Raw genomic sequence first — 21,974 nt, 5'->3', positions numbered from 1 at the left:
GACTACTCCCCTTCCTGAGCGACGTCGACGGCCGAAGCGGTACCGAGGTAGACCTCCTGCACCTTCGGGTTGGCCTGCACCTGTGCGACCGACCCCTCTGCGATCACCTTGCCGCGGGCCAGCACCGACACCGAGGTGGCGAACGAGCGCATGAAGTCCATATCGTGTTCGACGACGACCACCGTCCGCTCACCGCCGATACGGCGCAGCAACTGGCCGGTCTCCTCGCGTTCCTCGCCGCTCATACCGGCCACCGGCTCGTCGAGCAGCAGCACGGAGGCGTTCTGCACCAACAGCATTCCGATCTCCAGCCATTGCTTCTGACCGTGTGCGAGCACCCCTGCCTTGGTCTCGCGGTGGTCGGCCAGGCCGATCGTGTCGAGCACCTCGAGGATGTCGTCGCCGATCTCGGCGGGCCGGCGGCGCAGCATCGTCCAGATCGAACGACCCGCACCCGCGGCGATGTCGAGATTCTGCAACACGGTCAGTTCCTCGAAGACGCTGGCCGTCTGAAATGTCCGGCCGATTCCCAGCCGGGCGATCTGGTGGACCTTCTTGCCCACCAGTTCCACACCCGACTTCTGGATGGAGCCGGTGGATTTCACCAGGCCGGTGATCGCGTCGATGATGGTGGTCTTGCCGGCGCCGTTGGGTCCGATAAGAAAGCGCAGATCGCCCTGCATCAGGGTCAGGTCCACACCGTCGACGGCGTGGAAACCGTCGAATTGCACTCGCAGGTCACGGATCTGCAGGTACTCACTGCTCATGCCGGCGTTGCCGCCCGCCACGGGCTCCGCCTCGGCGGTCTTGGTCACATCGGCGGTCTTGGTCACATCGGCTGCCGGGCTCATAGCGCTTTGGCTCCTTCTGTGGTGGTGGTGCCGGAGTCTGCGGCGACGGTGGCGATGTCGGTGGTGGCCGACGGCGGCTCGGACTTCTTGCGCCGGCGGATCAGCGCACCGAGACCGGCCAGGCCGGCCGGGAAGAATCCGACGACCAGGATGAAGATGAGGCCCTGTGCGTAGGTCCAGCCGGACGGGAAGTTCTCCGACAGGCTCGTCTGCGCCCACGCCACCGCGATGGCGCCCAGCACCGGGCCGAGCAGTGTGGTGCGGCCACCGATGGCCACACCGATGAGGAAGGCGATCGACGGAACGACGCCGATGTCGTTGGGCGAGACGATGCCGACGATCGGCACGAACAGCGCACCCGCGATCGAGGCGAACAACGCGGCCACCGCGTAGGCGATCACCTTGACGTTGGCCGGGTCGTAGCCGAGGAAGCGGACCCGCTCCTCCTGATCACGCACCGCCACCAGCAGTTCCCCGTAGCGGCTGTACATGATCTGCCGGGTGACGGCCACGATCACCAGCAGGGTTCCGGCGGTGATGAAGAACAGCAGTCTGCGGTTGGCCGGGTCATTGAGCGCGAGGCCGAAGAAGCTCCGGAAGTAGTTGAGGCCGTTGCTGCCGCCGGTGGTCTTCTGCTGGCCGACCAACAGGATCGCGAAGGCCGCCACCAGCGCCTGCGACAGGATCGCGAAGTAGGCGCCCTTGACCTTGCGTTTGAACACGCCCAGACCCAGCACCACGGCCACCAGGACCGGTATCACCACGATGCCCACGATCGTCACCACCGGCGAACTGAACGGCACCCAGTAACCGGGCAGCTTGGTCAGACCCGCCGTCTGCATGAAGTCGGGCACGTCCTGCCCGCGCAGCTCGGCGTCGGCGATCTTCAGGTGCATCGCCATCATGTAGGCGCCGAGACCGAAGAACACGCCCTGTCCGAGGGTGAGCATTCCGCCGCGCCCCCAGGCCAGACCGATACCGACGGCGACGATGCCGAAGCACAGGTATTTGCCCAGCTGATTGAGCCGGAAATCCGAGAGCAGCGCGGGGGCGATCGCAAAGAGCACGATCGCGGCGATCGCGAAGCCCGCGTACACCTTCCAGCTTTGTGCCAGATTGTTCCTCACACCAGACTCCTCGTCCGGACCGTGAACAGGCCCTGCGGTTTGATCTGCAACGCGATCACGATGATCACGAACACGATGACCTTGGCCACCGACGCCGTGGTGCTGTACTCGATGAACGAATTGAGCAGGCCCAGAACGAATGCCGCGATTACCGCACCCTTGATCTGGCCGAGTCCGCCAAGAACCACCACCAGGAAGGCATCCACCAGGTAGGTGGTGCCGGTGTTGGCGCTCGTCGAGCCGATCAAGGTGAGCGCCACGCCTGCCACGCCGGCCAGGCCCGACCCCACGAAGAAGGTGGTGATGTCGGTGGTGCGGCTCGAGATGCCGCTCGTCTCAGCGAGATCGCGATGCTGGACCACGGCCCGGATACGGCGGCCGGCCGCGGTGTACTTCATCGCCGCGGCGACGGCGCACACGCAGACCACGGCCAGCAGCATGATGAAGATGCGGGTCTTGGGCACGACGGCGCCGAAGATGTCGTACGAGCCGTCGAGCCAGCCGGGTGCGTCAACGTACACCGCCGGCGCCCCGAAGATGTCGCGGGCGAGCTGTTGCAGCACCAGCCCCACACCGAAGGTCACCAGCAGCGTGTCCAGTGGCCGGTCGTACATGCGCCGGATGAGCGCGACCTCCAGCAGCACACCCATCAGGCCGGCGACGATGAACCCGATGATCAGCGAAACAATCAGCGATACATCGGCATTGGAGACGATGTGCTCCTGCACGGTGTACGCGGTGTATGACCCGGCCATGATGAAGGCGCCGTGCGCCATGTTGATCACGCCCATCTGGCCGAAGGTGAGCGTCAGGCCCAGCGCCGCGAGCAGCAGGATGGATCCGAGGCTCAGACCGGTGAACGTCTGACCTATCAGCGTTTCCACTCCTCTTCCTCTCTACGTCAGTCGCCCGGAGGGCGAACACGGATCGACGGACTCACCCGCCGGAAATGGTTCGGGCCGGCGTGCCACCGGCGCGCCGGCCCGAAGTCCTACGGGTGTTTGCGGGTTATCCCAGGCCCTTGGCCCAGTCGTAGCCCTTGAGGTAGGGATCCGGCTCGATCGGCTTGCCGGAGTCCCACACGGTGTAGATCAGGCCGTCTTTGCGGATCTCACCGATCCGGGCGGTCTTGGTGATGTGGTTGTTCTCCGCGTTGATCGTCACCGTTCCCTCGGGCGCGTCGAAGCTGACGCCACCGGCGGCCTTCTGCACGTCCGGCACCGCGAACGAGTTGGCCTTCTCCACCGACTTCTTCCACAGGAAAACCGAGGTGTACGCGGCTTCCATCGGGTCGGAGGTGGGCTTGCCGGCGCCGTACTTGGCCTTGTACGCCTGGACGAACGCCTTGTTGGCGGGGGTGTCGACGGTCTGGTAGTAGTTCCACGCCGTCAGTTGGCCCTCGATGTTCTGCACACCGATGCCGCCGACCTCTTCCTCGGCGATCGACACCGAGACGACCGGCATCTTCGCGGCGGTCAGTCCGACGTTCTTGTACTCGCGGAAGAAGGCGACGTTGGAGTCGCCGTTGAGCGTGTTGAACACGGCCCCGGCGCCCGACGCGCGCACCTTGTTGACAATGGTGGAGAAGTCGGTCGAGCCGAGCGGGGTGTAGTCCTCGCCCTTGATCTCGATTCCGTTCGCCTTGGCGTATGCCTTGATGATGCGGTTCGCGGTTTGCGGGAAAACATAGTCGCTGCCCACGAGGTACATGGACTTGATTCCCTTTTCCTTCAGGTAATCGAGGGCCGGAACAATCTGCTGATTGGTGGTGGCGCCGGTATAGAAAATATTCTTCGACGATTCCAGGCCCTCATACTGCACGGGGTAGTACAGCAGGGCGTTCTTGTCCTCGAACACCGGCAGCATCGCCTTGCGGCTCGAGGAGGTCCAGCCACCGAACACCGCGGCCACGCAGTCACCGCTGATCAGCTTCTCGGCCTTCTCCGCGAACACCGTCGGCTCCGACGCGCCGTCCTCACCGATCAGGTCGATCTGCTTGCCCAGCACACCACCGGAGGCATTGATCTGATCCACCGCGAGTTTGATCGAATCACGCACTGTGACTTCGGAAATCGCCATCGTTCCCGACAGCGAGTTGAGCGATCCGACTTTGACCTTGGGGCCGGAGGTGTTCACGCACGAGGATGCCGACGTCGAGTTGTCCTCGTCCGCGGAGGCACCGCAGGCGCTCAGCGCCACAGCCACCACCGACAGCGCGGCCGGCAGGGCCAGGGCGAGTCGGCGCGGGTTTCGACGGCGGGACGATGCAGTCCCCGTCGGGAAGTCTGACGGCATAGGGAAGCCTTTCTTGAGCATCACTGATGACACCGGGCATGCGGCGGCCAAAGCAGCGATAAAGAATCTGCCGGCGCCACAAGATCATCGTCGAACACCCGGGGCGGTAAACCGCGTATACAAGGTTTGTATACAAGAGAGAAAGATAGGGGCGGCGTGTTACTGCCATGTGAATCAGGATCAACAACCGGTTTCCGGATCGTTACCAGCAGAATTTCTCGATAGTGCAGAGTATTGGCAATAAAGAGAGGATCCGCCGGCGTTGACACCGGCGGATCCTCTCCAGCACTCCCGCGACGGGCGGACCCGATGCCGTCAGACCTCCCGGCGCCCGGGACAGTCTCACCTGGTCATCGGTCAGTCCATACAGGCTGCCGTTTCCCGAGGAACGCGGCGATGCCCTCCTGCGCGTCGCAGGTGACGGCGTTGCCGGCCATCGTCTCCGACATCATCGTGTAGGCGTCGGGCTCGGCGACGTCGATCTGGGCGTAGAAGGCCCTCTTGCCGATGGACACCGTCGACCGGCTCGACCCCGCGATCCGCAGCGCCAGCTCCCGCACCGCACCCGCCAGCTCCCCCGGTTCGACGACATCGTTGACCAGCCCCCAGTCGGCGGCGGTGGCCGCGTCGATGGCATCACCTGTCAGGAGCATCTTCATCGCACGTTTGCGACCCACCGCCCGGGTGAGCGCCACCATCGGAGTGGAACAGAACAGCCCGATCCGCACGCCAGGAGTACTGAAGGTGGCCTCGGTGGAGGCGATGGCGAGGTCGCAGGTGGCCACGAGCTGACATCCGGCGGCGAACGCGGCGCCGGCCACCTCGGCGATCACCGGACGATCGAGCTCATGGACCGCGGTCATCATCTCCACGCACGTATCGAAGACGGCGCGCTCGTCCTCCAGGGTGCGATCACGCAGTTCCGCCAGGTCGTGCCCGGCGGAGAAGGCCGGCCCGTGCGCACGCACGATCACCACGCGCACGTCGTCGTTCTCCCCCAGCTCACGCAACGCCGAGGTCAGGGCCGTCATCGTGGCCGTCGACAGCGGGTTGCGCCTGCGCGGTGCGTCGAGGGTGATGATGCCGAGCGGCGCCTCGACGACGACCCCGACGGGTTCCGGGGTGACCGCCGCCATACTCACGGGTTCGTTCAACTGCGCCTGGGTGTGATCCACGTTCCATATACCTTTCACCGGTGACTCCGATAACCCCAGTCAACAGGGTATGCACACGGATTACACCTGCCCAGATCGACAGTTTTCCGCCAGATCGCCTATCCGTACCCGAATGCAGAGAAGGCAATCAGTGAAGAATCTGTGAATAAAAACCGGAAATTTGAGTGATTGGATTCACAATTTGATAGTGTTATGCGTCACATTTTGATTTTCAATCCGCATTTACAATCATTGGCAAATATGCGGGATACGCAGGCGATTTACCGAATACCACGGTTGTTATCTGGCTGTTATCAGCCCTCCGCAGGTCACGAACGTGACGTGACCTAGCCGTTATCAACCTCTAATGTCGTCATCGGTCCGAGAATCGCACCGCCCAGCATGGGGCGGACGACAGGAGGAAACGATGACGACCACCATGAAGAAGTTCGCCGCCCGAGCCGGCATCATCGGCGCACTGGCTGCGGTGCCCTTCGGTCTGGCGACCGCCAACGCATCTGCCGCCGGCCACAACTGGGATGCTGTTGCTGCTTGCGAGAGCGGTGGCAACTGGGCGATCAACACCGGTAACGGTTACTACGGCGGCCTGCAGTTCTCGCCGTCGACCTGGGCCGCCAACGGCGGCTACGGCATGGCGAACGAGGCTTCGCGCGAAGAGCAGATCCGCGTCGCCGAGAATGTCCTGCTGAGCCAGGGCCCCGGCGCATGGCCGGTGTGCGGCGCTTACCTGTAAACCACACGCGTTTACCGAGGGAGCATCCGGACGTCCGACGTCCGGGTGCAGCAACCCTCACAGCCACCGGAGGGCGGCCCCGTCATGGGGCCGCCCTCCGGCGTTCTCCGGCCTCTTCCTCGATCAGGCCGGTTGCACCTGCGCCGTCTTGAGCGCCCGCAGCGCGGTCCGCAGCCCCCTGCGCTCACCGGTCACCGGGTCCACCCCGAACTGTGCAGCCGTACCCTTGAGCACGTTGAAGCGCAGCTCAGACGAGGTTTCGGGCGCGTCGTCCGATGTCGCCTTGAGCATGCTGTTGGGCAGCGACAGCTTGAGGATCGTGCGGAATGTCAGCGCGTACTGACTCACGATCGACCCCGTCGTGTACGGCAGGTCGTACTTCTCACACAATGCGCGCACCCGCACACCGATCTCCTCGTACCGGCTGCTCGGCAGGTCCGGATACATGTGATGCTCGATCTGGTGGCTCAGGTTGCCGCTCATGAATCGCATCACCGGCCCCGCGGTGAAATTGGCCGAACCCAGCATCTGCCGCAGATACCAGCGCGCCTGATCCTCATTCTCGTACTCCTCGACGGTGAACTTCTCCGCACCGTCCGGGAAGTGACCGCAGAAGATCACCATGTACGCCCAGTAGTTCCTGATCAGATTGGCGGTGAAGTTCGCCGTGAGGGTGCTGCGCCAGTTCTTCAGCGACAGCGCCGGGAAGATCAGATAGTCCTTGGCGGCCTGCTTACCCACCTTCTTGCCGATGAGCCGCAGGTCCTTGGCCGCCTGAGCGTACGTTTTCTCCTTGTTGCGCAGTTTCTCCGTTTCGAGGTGGTGTAGTGCCACCCCTACCTCGAAGAATGTGCCGAGCAGGAAGTTGTAGATCGGGTTGCCCAGGTGCCGCGGCGCCCATTCCTGGTCGCGGGTCACCCGCAGGATGCCGTAGCCCACGTCATCGTCCATCCCGACGACGTTGGTGAACTTGTGGTGGACGAAGTTGTGCGAATGCTTCCACTGCACCGACGGGCAGGTGTTGTCCCATTCCCAGGTGGTCGAGTGCACCTCGGGATCGTTGAGCCAGTCCCACTGGCCGTGCATCACGTTGTGCCCGAGTTCCATGTTCTCAATGATCTTGCCCGCACCGAGCAGTGCGGTCCCGAGCAGCCAGAGTGGTCTGCGGTTGCTCAGCAGCAGCACCACTCGCCCACCGGCCACCAGTGACCGCTGGATGGTGATGGCCCGGCGGATGTAGCGCGCGTCTTCCTCCCCGCGTGCTGCTTCGATGTCCCGGCGGATCGCGTCGAACTCGGCACCGAGGGTCTCGACGTCGGCTTCCGTCAGGTGTGCGTAGGCGTCGATGTCTGTGATGGCCATAGTTGTCCTAGAGGTCGATCGTGCAGGCGCCGGCGACGGCGCTCACGCAGGTCTGGATGCGGTCACCTTCGCGATGTTCCTCGCCGGTGCGCAGGTCACGGGTGTATCCGGCGGTCAGCTGCACCACGCAGGTCTGGCAGATGCCCATCCGGCAGCCGAACGGCATCTGCACCCCGAGATCCTCGCCGGCTTCGAGCAGCGTCGTGGCACCGTCGAGTTCGGCGGTCCGCCCGGACTTGCCGAAGGTGACGGTGCCGCCCTCCCCACCGTGATCGGTGCGGGCGATGGCGAAACGCTCGATGTGCAGCAGACCCCTCAGACCGTTGCTCTCATAGTGCTTCTCCATGTCGTCGAGCAGGGTGACCGGGCCGCACGACCAGCATTGCCGTTCCCGCCAGTCGGGCACGTGTGCGTCGAGGGCGGCCAGATCGAACTTGCCGTCGGAGCGGGTGGCCTGCAATCGCAGGTGATAGCCGTCGACACCGCTCTGCATCCGCTCGAGTTCGTCCCGGAAGATGACGTCGTCGAGTGTGGGAGCCGAATGGATATGGACGACGTCGGGCATCTGCGACCGCTTGGCCAGGGACCGCAGCATCGACATGACCGGCGTGATGCCACTGCCGGCGGTGACGAACAGGATCTTCGACGGCAGTGGTTCGGGGAGGAAGAAGTCACCCTTGGGTGCGGCCAGCCGGATGATGGTGCCCGGGGTCACGCCCTCGACGAGGTGCGTCGAGAGGAATCCGTCCGGGGTCGCCTTGACGGTGATCGAGATCGTCTTGGCGGTGGTCTCGCCGATGGAGGTCAGCGAGTACGAACGCCAGTGCCACCGGCCGCCGACCTGCAGCCCGATGCCGACGTACTGCCCCGGTTTGTAGGTTTCGGGGAATCCCCACCCGGTCTGGATCCGGACCGTGGCGGTGTCCTCGGTCTCCCGTTTGACCGCGACCACCCGGCCCCGCAGCTCGCGGGCCGACCACAACGGGTTGATCAGGTGCAGGTAGTCGTCGGGGAGCAGCGGCGTGGTCGCGCGCGCCACGAGGCCCCGCACGATGTTGTGCTCGGGGCGCTTGGCGTCGACACCGACCGCAGGTCGCTGGCTCCATTTCAGCAGGTTCACACGGGCGTCCTCACTATCCGGGGCTGCGGATAGTTCAGGACCGTACACCGCAAATGTGCGATACGTCACATATTGCAGAATCCCAACTCTGCGGGTTGCCCTACTGCGCGATGCGGCGCGAGTAGCCGGCGCGGGCGTCGGCGTCGTAGTCGAGGAAGCTGTTGCCGAGTCCGGTCACTCGCCGGATACGCCGCTTGATCCCCGCGGGGATCATCGCGTTGCCGTGCACCCACCCCATACTGCGCGGAGCGGCGACCCGAACACGCGGCCGGGCAACGGTTTTCATTATGATCCGAGCCACCGACTCAGGTTCGATGACCTTCACCACTGCGGTGGTCCGCAATCCGGAAATGAGCCCGGTGCGGGTGAACGTCGGCAACACCGCCGATACCCGCACCCCCTGGGATTCCAGTTCGGCATCGAGCGCCTCCGAGAACTCGATGACACCGGCCTTCACCCCGTTGTAGACGGCGAGTCCGGGCGTGGCCAGCCGGCCGGCCACCGAGGCGATGTTGATGATGTGGCCCGATCCGCGGGCGGCCATCCGGCGCGCGGCGAGCTGCGAACCCGTGTACACGCCGAGCAGGTCGATCTCGACGGTGCGCCGGATGATCGCCGGGTCCAGGTCGAGAAACGCACCGGCGGGCATGATTCCAGCGTTGTTGATGAGGACGTCGATCGGTCCGTGCCGATCCTCCACCTCATCGAGCCAGGCCGCGAAGGACTCGCGGTCGGTGACATCGACGTGACCGCCGGTGATCCCCACGTTCGCCGCCGCCTTGGCCACGGCCTCGGCATCGACATCGCCGATAGCTACCACCGCACCCGATCTGATGAGCAATTGCGCTGTCCACAAACCGATTCCGCGCGCGCCACCAGTGATCGCGACAACCTTGCCGGCCACCGTATGGCCGGCGTCATCGCCGGGCCGCGCCCATCTTTGACTCATCCGGTCCCCACTCCCCTTGTCAGCGCCGGCGGATGTACACCGGCAGATTGTCCTTGGGCACCGGAAGCGAGCTGTAGTCCATGGGGACCTCGTAGCCGTCCGGCACCGACCATTCGAATTCCCGGAGCAGCCGGTGCATCACGGTCTTGATCTCCATCTGGCCGAAGTGCAGGCCGATGCACTTGTGCGCCCCGCCACCGAACGGCACCCACGCCATCCGGTGTCCGCGATCCTCTTCACGTTCGGGCGAAAAGCGGTCGGGATCAAAGGTATCCGGGTTGGTGAAGTAGGCCGGGTCGCGGTGATTGGTCTGCTGCAGCACCGCCACGATCGACCCCTCGGGGATGTGATGCCCCAACACCTGGGTGTCCTTGACCGCCATCCGCGGCAGGGCTGGGACGGGCGGGCACATCCGCAGCGATTCGCGCATGATCAGGTCGAGGTCGGTGAACTTGCCGAGGGTGTCGTAGCCGATCTCGGGTTCCAGTTCGAGCGATTGGGTCCGGGCGCGCTCCTGCCACTGCGGGTTCTTGGCCGTCCAGTACACCATCTGCGACATCGTCATCGTCGAGGTGTCGTGGGCCGCCATCAGCACGAAGATCATGTGGTTGACCACGTCCTCGTCGGTGAACCGGTCACCCTCCTCGCTTTGGGCATGGCACAGCGCGGAGAACAGGTCCGGGGTCTCGCGGGCCCGTTTGGCGTCGATAGTGGCGTAGAAGAATTCCTCGAGCACCTTGCGTGAGCGCAGCCCCTTCCACCAGCGTCCGCCCGGGACGGGTTTGCGGACCAGTGCGGTGCCCGCGGCGACGGTCTCGATGAAGGCCTTGTTGAGCTTGTCCGCCTCATCGCGAGGCAGCTTCACGCCGAGGAAGACCTCAAGTGCCACATCGAGGGTGAGCTGTTTGAGCCAACTGAACATCTCCACCCGCCCGGTGGGCAGCTGATGCACCTGCTCGGCTATCACCGGCTGCATCTCCTGCAGATAGCCCTTGAGCGCGGTGGGCGTGAACGCCGCCTGCAGGATCCGGCGGTGATAACGGTGTTCGTCGAAGTCCATCAGCATGACGCCGCGGTGGAAGAACGGACCGATGAAAAAGCTCCACGCCGGGCCGTTGGCGAAGGCCTTGTCCTTGTTCATCAGGATCTCTTGCGCCCCGTCGGCACCGGAGACGTTGACGATCTTGAGGCCGAAGGCGTTCATGCCGGAGATCGGACCCATCTGGGCGACACGTTTGGCGGTCTTGCCGTACGGGTCCCGGCGCGTGGAGAGCACCTCGATGACGCCCGGAACGTTCGAGCACGGCACGGATTTCAATCCGCTGCCGGCGGGTGCCTCGGCGAGGTAGCTGGTCATCTCGACCTCCTGATGTTGCGGGCTGTGAGTGTTCAGTTGTTGATCGGGCGGGGGTCGACCCCGGTCCGTTCCCATGCCTCGGCCGCCCAGGCGGTGTACAGCTTGTCCACCGGCAGCCTGTTGATGATCGGGTTGAGCGCCCGGATCGCCGCGGTCATGCGGTCGAATCGCTTCTGCATCCGCCGATTCCACGTCAGGTCGCACACGTCGCGCATCTGCTGCGGCAGCGTACCGATGACGAGGGTACGCAGCAGGGCGTTCAGCGGAACGGAGGCGACGCGCCACACCGGCGGCGGCACCTGCCTAGGCCGCGGCAACCCTTTCCGCAGGTAGCCGGTCGCGTACACGATGGTTTTGGTGGGCACGAACCGATCCAGCATGCCGTCCCAGTAGGTGAGGAATTCCTCGTAGGTCTGGGGTTCTGCGCGATCGTCGACGCCGTACAGCGCGTACCAGCGCTTGCTCTCCTCGAAGAGCTGCGCCTTCTCCGCGTGGCTGAGCCGCCGGATGAACGTATCGGTGACGTAGATGACCTGGTCGACGAAGGTGGCGTGCGCCCAATAGAACAGCTCCGGGTTCATCGCGTGGTACGACGACCCGTCGCTGTCGACGGTGCCCTTGATGTTGCGGTGGAAGTCGCGGACCTTGCGCCCCCAGCCGTGCGGGTCGGCGCTGTAAACCGTGCTCATGATGGGCGGCACGGTGCGTTCGGCGCGGCCCTTGAAGTCGGAGAAGATCACCGAGTGGTCCTCGACGCCCTTGGCGAGCTGCTCGATGCAGTTCTCGGTGCCGGCCACCCGCTGGAACCCGAGGATCTGCCGGTTGTCGCCGTAGAACTTCCATACCAGCGAGTGCGGACCGAGTGGCTCGACCTTGTTCATCTCGGCGGTGGACACCGGCATCGGGCGGGCCTCACGGACGCCCTCCTCGAAGGTGCGGGCAGGTGGGCGCCGTGCGGCCCCCTCGTCGGCGATTGCGGCATCGGGGGTGGTGCTGTCGGCGATTGTCATCGACTACTCCCTGGTGTCGGACTCGCCTGAACATCGAACACCCCGATGGCGACCACCCTGCTGTCGAATACCGGGTGCGGAACGCCGGGTCGGGCCTTTGGAATGAATCCGCGAGTTTGTTTCTTTGATGCCAAGGTAGCACGTGATCGACGACACAACCAGCCCCGATTTCCCCCGGACGATGCCGGCCCACCCGGCGTCATCACCTGGGACGGACACCTGGTACAACCCACACATGCATCGGTCACCGCGCCGCACGTCCGGCCTTCTGTTCGCGTCCACCGCCGCGGCACTGGTCGTGGCGGCCGTCGCGGGCACCGCGCCCGCCGCCGCAGCGCCGGGCGATCCGTTCCGGCCCGCGATGCACTACACGCCGGCGCGCAACTGGATGAACGATCCGAACGGCCTCGTCTACCACAACGGCCGGTATCACCTTTTCTACCAACACAATCCGTCCGGTCCCGGGTGGGCGAACATGAGCTGGGGCCACGCGGTCAGCACCGACCTGCGCACGTGGCGCGAACAGCCGATCGCGATCCGCGGCGACCGCGACGCGGAGATCTACTCGGGTTCGGCGGTGGTCGATCACCGCAACACCTCCGGGTTCGGGACCGCGGGCAACCCGCCGATGGTGGCGATCTACACGGCCAGATACCGTAGCGGACGCCAGGCGCAGTCCCTCGCCTACAGCACCGACGACGGCCGGACGTGGACCAAGTATCGCGGCAACCCGGTCCTCGACCGCGGCTCCACGAACTTCCGTGACCCGAAGGTGTTCTGGTACAGCACCGACGGTTCCGGCGGCTACTGGGTGATGACAGCCGTCGAGGCCCTCGACCGCAAGGTCGTGCTGTACCGCTCGGATGACCTGTTGACCTGGCGCCCGCTCAGCGAGTTCGGCCCGGGCAGCGACTACCGGGGCATCTGGGAATGCCCCGACCTGTTCCCGCTGCCGGTGGACGGCAACCCGGGTCGGACGAAATGGGTGCTGGTGGTCAGCCACAACCCGGCGACGGTCGACGTCCTCCCACCGGTGCCGGACATCTCCCCCAGGCTCCTCAAGGGCACCGGCACCCGCTACTTCGTCGGCGATTTCGACGGCACCCGCTTCACCGCCGACGGTCCGCCGAGGTTCGTCGACGACGGCCGCGATTTCTACGCCGGCGTCACCTTCAACGACGCCCCCGCGAACAAGCGGATCATGATGGCGTGGATGAGCAACTGGCTCTACGCGCAGCAGACCCCGACGGGCCGGTGGCGCGGCGCGATGACCCTGCCCCGCGAGCTGAGCCTGCGCACCGTCGCCGGCAGGCCAACGCTGATCTCGGAACCGATTGCCGGACAAGGGCGCACCGTGTACTCACAGCGCGACGTCGCCGTCGGGCCGGACGATGTCACGCTGCCGGTGAGGCCGCGCGCCTACCGGGTTCACGCCGAGTTCCGGCCGGGCACCGCCAGGCGGTTCGGCCTGACCGTCCACAAGTCGGCCGACGGTGCCGAGCGCACCCGGATCAGCTACGACGTTGCCGCCGGCACGCTGTCGGTGGATCGCACCCGATCGGGAAATGTGTTGTTCGGCCCGGTGTTTCCGTCGGTCGAGTCCGTGCGGGTACCGCTGCGTGACGGCAAGTTGTCCCTCGACGTCTACGTCGACGCCTCGTCGGTGGAGGCGTTCGCCCAGGGCGGCTCGCACACCATCACCGACCTGGTCTTCCCCAACCCGGCCAGTAATGACATCTCGGTCGACTCCGCCGGCGGCCAGGCGCGCCTGGACAGCCTGACCGTCACCGCCACCGACTGACTGCGGGGCCGGCCACGCAGCGGTGTGATCGCCCTGCCTGGCCGCGCCGAAAAATCATGCCTCACCTGCGTTGTCGCTGCTGTTTAATGTGCCGATGGACAGCACACCGCAGGAGTACGGCACGGCGCGGCTACGCACCGGTGCCGGCGCCGATTCGGTCGCTTTCACCACCGCCGGCACCGGTCCCCCGCTCCTCGTCGTCCCCGGTTGGCTGACCCATCTCGAACTCAGTTGGGCGGTTGCCCGCCGAGCGGCTGTTCTACGAGGCGCTGGCGCAGGGCCGCACCCTCATCCGGTACGACCGACCCGGTTGCGGCCTGTCCGCCGCCTACGAGGGGCCGCGGACGATGGAATTGGAGCCTCCGAAACTGGAGCAGACCTGAGCGCGATCTGGCTGGCTTATCTGATGGGACTGATCCACACCTGGCTTCGCGGAGCTTTCCAGATCACGTGGTCGTCAGTCGCCTATCACAGTCACGCCGATTTCCGAACCGGCGGCTTTGAGCCGTTTATCCCGTGTCCAGAGGCGTGAGCCGTCACGAATGAGGACCGAACCCAATAGACCCGCATCGACGGCGCTCAGCCCACGTCCCCACAGATGGTGCGCGTCCACAAGATGCAGCAGTTCGTCGTGCGTCATCACGGGAAACTGCGCCAGGTTCCTTAGTAACCCGATGACGACGCCGCGATCGGCTATCGACCCCAGCGCCAGTTCCTCGATGACTGACGGATGGCAACCGACCTGACCATCATCGAGGAATCGCGCGAGTCGCTCATCCGCGGAATGAAGGTGATCTAGACCTCACCCGCTGATCTTGAGCATCCTCCCGATCGTGGCCTGCCACATGGTGTTGCCCGGCCCGATGGTGCCGGTCAGTTCCAGCGGCTCGTCGACCGGGGCGTCGCCGACCCGCAGCGTCCGCACCCGGCGGCCCGTCTCGAAATCGGTGGCGATGTAGTAGACCGGGCCGAGCTGCTGGATTCCCGGTGCGTACGGTCCGTAGCCCAGCGCGTGGATCAGGCCGTCGGCGCGCGACAGCCGGGGCAGGGTGGCGAGCCGGTCGTCGTTCTCCCAGATCCGGCGGCAGCCGGTCGCGGTGACGTCGATACGTGTCGCCCCGCCGGTGAACGCCGCGTTCGCCGGCGAGCTCGGCCCGTCGACGGCCATGGGCGGATACTGGTAGCCGTAGGTGCTCGGGATGACCAGCGAGTCACCCCACGCGAGGATCGAGTTCTCGGTGCCCTGCCCGGAGGAACCGAAGGCCTTCATCGTGCAGATCACCTTTCCGGTATCACTTTGGTACACAATAAGATTCGGATCAACTGCACTGTCGACGATCGCCACCCAGCCGTCACCGCCGGGACCGAAGTAGGTGGGTGTCGTCCCCGAACCCCAGGTGAGTTGACCGGGTTTGCGGGCCGGGCCGCGATCGTAGGTCCGCCGCCACACCGGGTACGGCACACCGTTCTTGCCTGCCCGCATCTCGTACAGCGCATGGGTCGAGAGCACCGACACCCCCGACGGACGCACCGACAGCCCGTTGCCGAGCTTCTCGCCCTTCGGTAACCGCATGGACGCGACCCTGCGGTCCGTGCCGACCGTGCCGATCACCCCGTTCGTCGTGGCGAACCAGACCCGCCCCTGCCAGTCGGGGGCCAGACCGGTCACCGCGTCCCCGGCGGGGATGTGGCGGCTCAGGCCGACGCGATCGTCGACGTACAGTTGCCACCCGTGGGCGGTTTTCCGGTGTGCCACACGCAGAATCGCTTTCGACCCGTCGGCGACGACAACCCGGTCACGGTCGTCGAGGTAGCCGTAGACCCCGCCGAGCAACCCGCCCTTGGTGAGCTGCTCGACGGCCAGGACGGCCGCCGTCCCCGGGTCGAAGAGCACGACGGTGGCGACCGCGACCTGCGGTGGCCGCAGACCCACGAACGCGGTGCACAGCGACAGCACCAGACCGTCAGACCCGACGAACGTCGCCGCGCACGCACCACCCGGGACCGATGACGCCGCGACCCTCGCTGTCCGGCCGGGCCCGGGCAGCGGCGTCGAATCGGTCGAGGCGAGGTCACCGTGCATCAGCGAGGTGCCCGCCGGGCCGACGCCTCTCGTGGGACCGGGTGCGGCGCCCCTGCCACCGGGCGCGGCTGCGACAGGACCCGCGGTGAGCGCACCGAGCCCCAGCACGACAAGCAGCACGACGGCAGCCCACAGACGCTCCAGGCGGTCGCCACGACTCATCAGACAAGACAAACACATCTGAGGCCTCCCGGTGGCGGCACCCGGCACGGAGTTGGTCGCCGTGCCCGCGCCGACCTGGCAGACTGCTGCAGTGCCCGAGACTCCGACGCTGCTGGTCAAATTCGCCGAGGCCGGCGGGGCCTACCTCACGTGGCGGTGGATCCACGACGACGGGCCGGGGCCGTTCGCCGGGATGGCACAGGTCAGTGCGGCGCAGGTCGACGCGGTCCGCGACACACTGGCCCGGGCGGTGCCCGACACGCTGCCCGGTGAATCGGTGGCCGACGGCATCGACCGGGCACTCCTGCGGGGACCGTTCTCGCACCCCGAGTCGACGGCGACGCTGGCCCGGGACCTCGGGCAGGTGCTGCTGTCGGCCGATCTGGTGACGGCACTGCGACAGGCCCCCGCACGGCCGCTGCTGCGTATCCAGCCGAGCGAATCGCTGACGCGGGTGCCGTGGGAGATGCTGCTGGTCGACGACGCCACCACGCTCGACGATCTCGCCGATGTGACGTCGTCCGCGCCGTCGGGCGTTCCCCGGCATCGGGTCGACGGGAACCCCGACGGTCCGGTGGTGGCGGTCATCGATCCGAGGATCCCGGGACAGTCGGTGGCATCCGCGCTCGGGTCGGTGCTCGGCAGGCCCGCCGACGACTCACCCCTTGCCGTGCTCGTCGAGAACACACCCGGGCTCCGGCCGGCGGTGGCCGGTTACCGCGATCTCGCCAGGCGTACCGACATCGACCGGGAATGGTTGTGCCGCACCATGACCGGGGCTTTCCGGCTACTGTATGTGGGTCATGTGAGCGCCGCGGCGGCCACCGGGGAGAGCGTCGACGCGGCGTTGCACCTGTGCTGCACCGACGACAGCGGCGCCCACCGCCCGCTCCGCGTCGACGACCTGCTGACCGGCGACTACCGGTTTCCGCCGCGGACGGCCCTGATCGGCTGCAACTCCGGCGGTGACCTCGCCCACCCCGACGGGATGGGGTTGTCGATGGCCGCGCTCGCCGCCGGTGCCCAGTTGGTGACGGCCACCCGGTGGGCAGTCCCCACGAACCGGGCGCTGAGCCGGGCGGGCGACCTCGGCGATCGTGCGCCGCTGGAGGAACTGGTGCTCGCCGTCGACGCCGCGCACCGTGGCGCTGACCCGGTGGGTCACCTGCGCCAGTGGCAGGCCGAACGCCGTGCACGCTGGTACGACGGCGGCCTTCCCGCCGACACCCCGTTGCTGTGGGCGGCGCTGACCACCACGATCTGACACCGTCCGGCTCAGCAAACCTGTGATCGGTAGCAAGGTCCGGTTCCTAGGTTTGTTCTCAGCGGCCCACCGGGGGCCGGAACGAGAATCAACCTCAGGAGCACATCATGCGTAAGATCCAGTCCCTCGTCGTCGGTGTCGCCTCGATCGGCCTCATGGGCGCCATGAGCGCCTGCGGGGACGACGACTCGTCGACCGGCGCCGTCGCCTCCGGTGGGGAGGCATCGGTGACCATCGAAGGCAAGGCGCTCGACCTCGGGTCCAAGACCGTCGCCTGCACCGAACAGGCCGGAAAGTGGGTCATCGCGATCGGTGACAGCACGGCCGCGGGCGCGGGGACCGGCGTCGGCGCCACCCTGACCACCGGCGACAACCCGGAGGTCGAGGCGGTCGGCCTCGGCTCGGCCGGTGGCCAGGTGCTCGGCTGGGCCAAGGGCACCCCGGGCGGCGAGGCCACAGCCACCAAGGACGGCAAGAAGTACACGATCACCGGCAACGTGACAGCGATCGACACCGCCAATCCGACGGCGCCGTCGAAGAAGTCGTTCGAGATCAAGGTCACCTGCCCGTGATACCGAACGTGTCCCGGCGGCCGCGCCGTCTACCAGGTTTCCACCGCATCCCGATCGTCGACGAGGCCGAATCGCGTTCTCGCGGTGTCGAACGCCTCGGTCAGCACGACGGTCGACGGGGTCAGCAGCAGCGGCGGCGGTGCGGTCGCCACCAGTGACGGCCTGTCGTCGTCCGACGGTGGCAGGCCGTCACCGATCATCAGCTCGGACAGCTCATCTGCCCAGGACCGCTCACGCGGCGTGCGGGCACCGGTGTCCCCGGTGTCCCGCACGCCGCGAGTGGGTATGAAGAATGCTGCGGCACTGCGTAATTCGACGAGTTCAGCGATGACGTCACCGGCCCCGAGCTCGGCCGCCAACGAGAATGCCAGCGAGAACGCCTCCACGCCACGCCCGGCCGCGAAGTGCCTGCGTTGCGCGTGACGGGAGGAGGAAAAACTCGCATGGTGCAGATACACGGCCGCGGCCAGGACCGTCGCCAGGGCCACCCGCAGCGCGGGCTGATTCACCGCCGCACCATGGTGGAACTGGTCGACGTACCGGACCCTGGTCAGGTCGCACTCGGCGGCCATCGTGGGCCGGCTGTGCGCCAGCGCCAGCTCCGCGGCCTCGGCGACGAGCGCACAGGCCTCCTCGTGCCGGGCCGACGCCGTCGCCGGATCGTCCTCGGACAGAGCGCAATCCTGAGTCGCCCCCGACAGTTGCAGCAGGGCCGCGACCAGCGACATCGGCGCGGCTTCCTCGGCCCGGATCGTGTCGACCACGATCTGGTACTGCTCACGGGCACGCCACGGGTCGCTGCCGTGGGCACCGATACCCAGCGCCTTCGCCGACTCCGATCGGTGATGCGGCTCCAGGAGATCTGCGTTGGCCCGCGCGGATTCGGCGTACTCGGCGAACAACGCGGCAGCCCGATCGATGTCCTTGCGGCCCATGGCGATATAGCCCCGCAGATGCGACAGTGCGGCACCGGACTGCACATTGTCGACGACGGCCTCGGCCCGGTCCGCCACCCGCGACGCCGCGTCGTAGTCACCGATCGCGGCGTGTGCCTGGGCCAGATTCACCAGCGCCACCCCGAGCGCGTCCGGGTTGTGCACCGCGCACTCGTCGACGGCCTCCGCCGCGTAACGCAGTGCCCGCGACCATTGTTCACGCTCGGATGCGATGGCCGCGACCGTACACAGGGTGGCGGCCCGGTGCGGGCCGGCGTTCTCGGTGCGCGAGGCCAGTTCCAGTGCGAAGACGCATTCGGAGTCGGCGCCGTCGATGTCCCCGATCACCTGCAATGCCTGACTGCGGTTGAGCCGCACACCCCATTCCTGTTCGTCGAGCCTGCGCTGGTCGGCATCGGTGACATCGATCTCGCGGGCGGCACCGATCAGTTCGACGCAGTGGTCCAGGTGTGCCAGCGCCCCCGTGACGTCGCCGGCGTTCAGGCTCAGCACGTGATCGATGTTGGCGATCCTGAGCTGGGCGTCCATCCGCGATCGCGGGTCGGTGACGGCGTCGGCGACGGCCCGGGCCCGCGTCAGCGTCGCCTGCCAGCGCGCGTCGCCGGTCTGCAGTTGCCCGGCCAGCACCTCCACCAGCCGACGCACCTCGACGGCGTCGTCATCGAGTTCCACCATGGGTTCACGGTAGATTCTGCGGGACAGCCACGCACGTACCCCAGCAGGAAGTGCTCGACCGTGACCACTGCCCGACCGCGCACCGCGGTGATCGACGAGGCCTGGCGCAGGGCCGTCTGCGACACCGTCGCACGACTGGGCACCGACCCGCTGACGGTGATGACCGGCCGCGACGGCGGGCCGCTGGCGCGCACGGTGAAATGCCTGATCGACCCGCTTGTCCTGCGGATACGCGCCAACCCGGCGCTGGGCAGGCCGCTGCTGGAGGCCGGCGCGCAGGCGGAGGCGGCCGAGTTGATCGCCGCCGCCACACCACGGATCGCCGACGCCGCGCTGTGGTTCGCCGAACTGAAACGGCAGCGGCGGGCGGCCGGCATCACCGGCGGCAACATCCAGGAGCAGTACTTTCCCCGCGCCTTCGAACTCGCCGTGGCCTACGGCCCGCCGGGCCCCGACGCCCCGGCGGTGGCGGCGGAGACGATCGACGACATCCACCGGCCGAGCGAGGGACGATCGGTCGACGATCTCACCGCCTACCTCGACCACCATCACGCGGACCTGGATGCCGAGCTGGACCGGGTGTGGGCGGTTGCACCACACGATCGGGCACCACACGATCGGGCACCGGCCGTCGAGAATGCCGCGGCGCTGCTCGGCGCCCTGCTGACCGGCGAGGCGACCGACCGTGCGCGCGATGCCCGGTGGGAGCGGCTGACGGATTCCGGCATTCCCGGCGCTCTGGGCCTCGCGCTGTTCGCCCCCGGATCACCGCTGGCAGATCTCCTCGCTTCCTGTGCGATAGCGGCCGGCGCGGACCCGCCCGCGTTGTCAGCGACGACACCGGCAGCCAGACCCGCGCTGCGCAGCGTGGCCGACGTCCTGCCCCTGGACAGGTCGATCGCCTCCCGGGTGGGCACCACCCTGCGCCGTTCCCGGGACCGCGGCGACCTCCCGGCCATCGACGAAATGGTCACCGCCGAGATCGAACGGTCCCGGGCACCGTGGGCGCTGGACGGACCGGCGTGGCAGGCGGCGATGCTCGTCGGTGTGGTGGTCGCGGCCCAGTTGCATCCGCTGGAACCGCAGCCGTGTGTGCACGACGTCGCCGCCGACCTGTCCCGGCGGCTGGCCGCGCAGGCACATATCGCGTACACGCGCCGGTACCTGCTTTCCGATATCGCCGTCACCGCCGGGCTCGCCGATGACCTGGCGGCGTTCTGGCGGCCGTACCTGAACCGGCTGTGGGTGCGGCTGCACGGCAGGTCGGTTACCGAACCTGACACCGGCACAGCCGAATTCGATTCGGCAGCACTGCTGGAACTTCTCGACGGGATCGCCCGCTCCGTCAGCTACGACCAGCGTTCCCGCATCCGCGCGGCCATCGAGAAGGCAGGCCGATGAAGATCTCCACCGCACCCGCCGCCGCACGACTGCCCTGGCTGACGCTCGCACTGGAAGCGGCCGGCGGTACATTCACCTGGGCGCTGGACGACCCACCCGGTTCCGGCCCGCACCTGCACCTCTGGGCGCCCGGCGAGGCGGACTGGTTGTGGCGCATCATCGGCGAGCAGGCGCACGCCGCCACCCTGCGCGATCTGACCAGCCGGCATGACATCGATGTCCCGGTGAGCGCACCCGCCGAACTCGCCCTGCTGTACCGGCTCGCATGGGGACATTGGCTGCGCCGGTGGTGGCCGGCGAGTGCGGCCGACGGCATCGACCCGCTCCCTGCCCTCGTCCTCGACGCCGAGGTCGCCGCACTCACCGCCGACTGCGAGATGTACTTCGGCGACACCGGTTTTGACGGCGACCCGAACGCGGTACTCGGCGCATACGACGACGCCGACATCGCGGCGCTGGCTCTGCATCCACGCCCCGACGTCCGGGATCTCCACGCTCGTCTGCGCGAGTTCGACACCGGGGAACAGGAGCCGGTCCCGGCGGCATCGGGGGATCCCGGCGACTACGCGCTGGCGGCCGGCCCCGGAACCGCCACCGAATCCGGCGGGGGCATCGCCCGGGGCCTGGCGTCGGTGCCGTGGGAGTCGGTACCCGCGCACACCTTCGACGCCGCGGAGAACACGATCGCCTGGTCGGTCGACGCCGCACCCGATGTGGTCGCCGACGTCACCGTCGCACTGCTGCCCGGCCGGACCGCCGCACCCGTTCGGGTCGCGCTCTCGCTGCACGATCCCGCCTTCGAGGCGCAGGCGACGCTCGCCCCCGACGGACGGCTGCCGATCCCGTTGCCGCTCACCGCCACCGAGGCATGGGGCGCCGACTGGTCGGCGCTGGTGGTCACCGTCGGCGGCGTCGACGCCCGCGACTCCCGGGAGCAGCGCGAGCAGGTCCGCGCCCTGGTGCGCGAGCGCATCGAGGGCGGCACCGGACTCACCGGCCTGTTCGTCGCCGAACAGATCGTCGCCGACAACGCCTACTGACCGTCAGACGTGCGCCGGTCCCGTCATGATCCGGACGATCT

At 67.1% G+C, this 21,974-nt stretch carries 19 protein-coding genes and 1 pseudogene; 7 read left to right on the top strand and 13 right to left on the bottom strand.

The genetic code is table 11. The features are described 5' to 3' along the window. Positions 1 to 2: 2 nt before the first annotated feature. From urtD to GOAMR_RS20200, 5 genes are all read right to left on the bottom strand, one after another. Positions 3 to 851, bottom strand: coding sequence for an urea ABC transporter ATP-binding protein UrtD (gene urtD, locus GOAMR_RS20220; protein WP_005192381.1), 849 nt, complete (start codon positions 849 to 851; stop codon positions 3 to 5). After that, positions 848 to 1,978 (bottom strand): urea ABC transporter permease subunit UrtC, encoded by a 1,131-nt coding sequence (urtC, locus tag GOAMR_RS20215; RefSeq protein ID WP_005192378.1) that lies wholly within the window; start codon positions 1,976 to 1,978, stop codon positions 848 to 850. The genes urtD and urtC overlap by 4 nt, the downstream gene beginning before the upstream one ends. After that, positions 1,975 to 2,862: an urea ABC transporter permease subunit UrtB gene (urtB, locus tag GOAMR_RS20210; protein ID WP_005192376.1), complete on the bottom strand. Its 888-nt coding sequence runs from the start codon at positions 2,860 to 2,862 to the stop codon at positions 1,975 to 1,977. The genes urtC and urtB overlap by 4 nt, the downstream gene beginning before the upstream one ends. A gap of 124 nt (positions 2,863 to 2,986) precedes the next feature. After that, complete coding sequence (gene urtA, locus GOAMR_RS20205) at positions 2,987 to 4,273, bottom strand: urea ABC transporter substrate-binding protein (RefSeq protein ID WP_040515928.1); 1,287 nt, start codon at positions 4,271 to 4,273, stop codon at positions 2,987 to 2,989. A 350-nt stretch (positions 4,274 to 4,623) separates the two neighbouring features. Beyond that, positions 4,624 to 5,448 carry an enoyl-CoA hydratase gene (locus GOAMR_RS20200; RefSeq protein WP_005192372.1) on the bottom strand — a complete coding sequence of 275 codons (825 nt, stop codon included), beginning with the start codon at positions 5,446 to 5,448 and terminating at the stop codon, positions 4,624 to 4,626. Positions 5,449 to 5,854: 406 nt separating this feature from the next. Here GOAMR_RS20200 and GOAMR_RS20195 point away from each other — a divergent pair, with 406 nt between their 5' ends. Further along, positions 5,855 to 6,181 carry a transglycosylase family protein gene (locus GOAMR_RS20195; RefSeq protein ID WP_005192370.1) on the top strand — a complete coding sequence of 109 codons (327 nt, stop codon included), beginning with the start codon at positions 5,855 to 5,857 and terminating at the stop codon, positions 6,179 to 6,181. Between the two features lie 123 nt (positions 6,182 to 6,304). Here the strand turns inward: GOAMR_RS20195 and GOAMR_RS20190 are convergent, their stop codons facing one another. The 5 genes from GOAMR_RS20190 to GOAMR_RS20170 all read right to left on the bottom strand — a co-directional run bounded on the left by GOAMR_RS20190 (position 6,305) and on the right by GOAMR_RS20170 (position 11,979). Further along, the gene (locus tag GOAMR_RS20190) at positions 6,305 to 7,543 is read right to left on the bottom strand and encodes a fatty acid desaturase family protein (protein WP_005192368.1); all 1,239 of its coding nucleotides are present in this window, start codon (positions 7,541 to 7,543) and stop codon (positions 6,305 to 6,307) included. Between the two features lie 7 nt (positions 7,544 to 7,550). After that, entirely contained in the window at positions 7,551 to 8,663 is a 1,113-nt protein-coding gene (locus tag GOAMR_RS20185; protein ID WP_005192366.1) for a ferredoxin reductase, read from the bottom strand. Positions 8,664 to 8,763: 100 nt separating this feature from the next. Continuing rightward, positions 8,764 to 9,612 (bottom strand): SDR family oxidoreductase, encoded by an 849-nt coding sequence (locus GOAMR_RS20180; RefSeq protein ID WP_005192364.1) that lies wholly within the window; start codon positions 9,610 to 9,612, stop codon positions 8,764 to 8,766. 19 nt (positions 9,613 to 9,631) lie between these two features. After that, entirely contained in the window at positions 9,632 to 10,969 is a 1,338-nt protein-coding gene (locus tag GOAMR_RS20175; protein WP_005192361.1) for a cytochrome P450, read from the bottom strand. A gap of 32 nt (positions 10,970 to 11,001) precedes the next feature. Next, positions 11,002 to 11,979: an oxygenase MpaB family protein gene (locus GOAMR_RS20170; protein ID WP_005192360.1), complete on the bottom strand. Its 978-nt coding sequence runs from the start codon at positions 11,977 to 11,979 to the stop codon at positions 11,002 to 11,004. Positions 11,980 to 12,214: 235 nt separating this feature from the next. Between GOAMR_RS20170 and GOAMR_RS20165 the strand changes: the two genes are divergently transcribed. Continuing rightward, on the top strand, positions 12,215 to 13,780 hold the full coding sequence (locus GOAMR_RS20165; protein WP_083837039.1) for a glycoside hydrolase family 32 protein: 1,566 nt from the start codon (positions 12,215 to 12,217) through the stop codon (positions 13,778 to 13,780). Positions 13,781 to 14,019: 239 nt separating this feature from the next. After that, positions 14,020 to 14,163, top strand: a complete 144-nt coding sequence (locus GOAMR_RS25390) for an alpha/beta fold hydrolase (RefSeq protein ID WP_211599647.1) — start codon at positions 14,020 to 14,022, stop codon at positions 14,161 to 14,163. A gap of 74 nt (positions 14,164 to 14,237) precedes the next feature. Here the strand turns inward: GOAMR_RS25390 and GOAMR_RS25820 are convergent. Both GOAMR_RS25820 and GOAMR_RS20160 read right to left on the bottom strand, forming a co-directional pair. Continuing rightward, a pseudogene (locus tag GOAMR_RS25820) lies at positions 14,238 to 14,579 on the bottom strand (type II toxin-antitoxin system VapC family toxin); the annotation flags it as partial. 3 nt (positions 14,580 to 14,582) lie between these two features. After that, on the bottom strand, positions 14,583 to 16,025 hold the full coding sequence (locus GOAMR_RS20160; RefSeq protein WP_005192355.1) for a hypothetical protein: 1,443 nt from the start codon (positions 16,023 to 16,025) through the stop codon (positions 14,583 to 14,585). A 91-nt stretch (positions 16,026 to 16,116) separates the two neighbouring features. Here GOAMR_RS20160 and GOAMR_RS20155 point away from each other — a divergent pair, with 91 nt between their 5' ends. Both GOAMR_RS20155 and GOAMR_RS20150 read left to right on the top strand, forming a co-directional pair. After that, entirely contained in the window at positions 16,117 to 17,289 is a 1,173-nt protein-coding gene (locus GOAMR_RS20155; RefSeq protein ID WP_040515954.1) for a CHAT domain-containing protein, read from the top strand. Between the two features lie 107 nt (positions 17,290 to 17,396). Beyond that, positions 17,397 to 17,861 (top strand): lipoprotein LpqH, encoded by a 465-nt coding sequence (locus tag GOAMR_RS20150; protein ID WP_005192353.1) that lies wholly within the window; start codon positions 17,397 to 17,399, stop codon positions 17,859 to 17,861. A gap of 29 nt (positions 17,862 to 17,890) precedes the next feature. Here the strand turns inward: GOAMR_RS20150 and GOAMR_RS20145 are convergent, their stop codons facing one another. Then, on the bottom strand, positions 17,891 to 19,492 hold the full coding sequence (locus tag GOAMR_RS20145; protein WP_005192352.1) for a tetratricopeptide repeat protein: 1,602 nt from the start codon (positions 19,490 to 19,492) through the stop codon (positions 17,891 to 17,893). 60 nt (positions 19,493 to 19,552) lie between these two features. Between GOAMR_RS20145 and GOAMR_RS20140 the strand changes: the two genes are divergently transcribed. After that, entirely contained in the window at positions 19,553 to 20,893 is a 1,341-nt protein-coding gene (locus GOAMR_RS20140; RefSeq protein ID WP_005192351.1) for a hypothetical protein, read from the top strand. Further along, positions 20,890 to 21,933 (top strand): hypothetical protein, encoded by a 1,044-nt coding sequence (locus GOAMR_RS20135; RefSeq protein WP_005192350.1) that lies wholly within the window; start codon positions 20,890 to 20,892, stop codon positions 21,931 to 21,933. Before GOAMR_RS20140 ends, GOAMR_RS20135 begins: the two co-directional genes overlap by 4 nt. Positions 21,934 to 21,974 lie beyond the last annotated feature (41 nt).

The sequence above is a fragment of the Gordonia amarae NBRC 15530 genome (assembly GCF_000241345.1).
In the GTDB taxonomy this organism is placed as follows: domain Bacteria; phylum Actinomycetota; class Actinomycetes; order Mycobacteriales; family Mycobacteriaceae; genus Gordonia; species Gordonia amarae.
This window is presented reverse-complemented; position numbering and strand designations above follow the sequence as displayed.

What these genes read in the sequence shown, in the direction of transcription:
- GOAMR_RS20160 (WP_005192355.1), bottom strand. Translation starts at nt 16,025, where the DNA reads ATGAGTCGTGGCGACCGCCTGGAGCGTCTGTGGGCTGCCGTCGTGCTG.
- GOAMR_RS20170 (WP_005192360.1), bottom strand. Translation starts at nt 11,979, where the DNA reads ATGACAATCGCCGACAGCACCACCCCCGATGCCGCAATCGCCGACGAG.
- GOAMR_RS20135 (WP_005192350.1), top strand. Translation starts at nt 20,890, where the DNA reads ATGAAGATCTCCACCGCACCCGCCGCCGCACGACTGCCCTGGCTGACG.
- GOAMR_RS20165 (WP_083837039.1), top strand. Translation starts at nt 12,215, where the DNA reads ATGCATCGGTCACCGCGCCGCACGTCCGGCCTTCTGTTCGCGTCCACC.
- GOAMR_RS20175 (WP_005192361.1), bottom strand. Translation starts at nt 10,969, where the DNA reads ATGACCAGCTACCTCGCCGAGGCACCCGCCGGCAGCGGATTGAAATCC.
- urtD (WP_005192381.1), bottom strand. Translation starts at nt 851, where the DNA reads ATGAGCCCGGCAGCCGATGTGACCAAGACCGCCGATGTGACCAAGACC.
- GOAMR_RS20190 (WP_005192368.1), bottom strand. Translation starts at nt 7,543, where the DNA reads ATGGCCATCACAGACATCGACGCCTACGCACACCTGACGGAAGCCGAC.
- GOAMR_RS20145 (WP_005192352.1), bottom strand. Translation starts at nt 19,492, where the DNA reads ATGGTGGAACTCGATGACGACGCCGTCGAGGTGCGTCGGCTGGTGGAG.
- GOAMR_RS20150 (WP_005192353.1), top strand. Translation starts at nt 17,397, where the DNA reads ATGCGTAAGATCCAGTCCCTCGTCGTCGGTGTCGCCTCGATCGGCCTC.
- GOAMR_RS20180 (WP_005192364.1), bottom strand. Translation starts at nt 9,612, where the DNA reads ATGAGTCAAAGATGGGCGCGGCCCGGCGATGACGCCGGCCATACGGTG.
- urtA (WP_040515928.1), bottom strand. Translation starts at nt 4,273, where the DNA reads ATGCCGTCAGACTTCCCGACGGGGACTGCATCGTCCCGCCGTCGAAAC.
- GOAMR_RS20195 (WP_005192370.1), top strand. Translation starts at nt 5,855, where the DNA reads ATGACGACCACCATGAAGAAGTTCGCCGCCCGAGCCGGCATCATCGGC.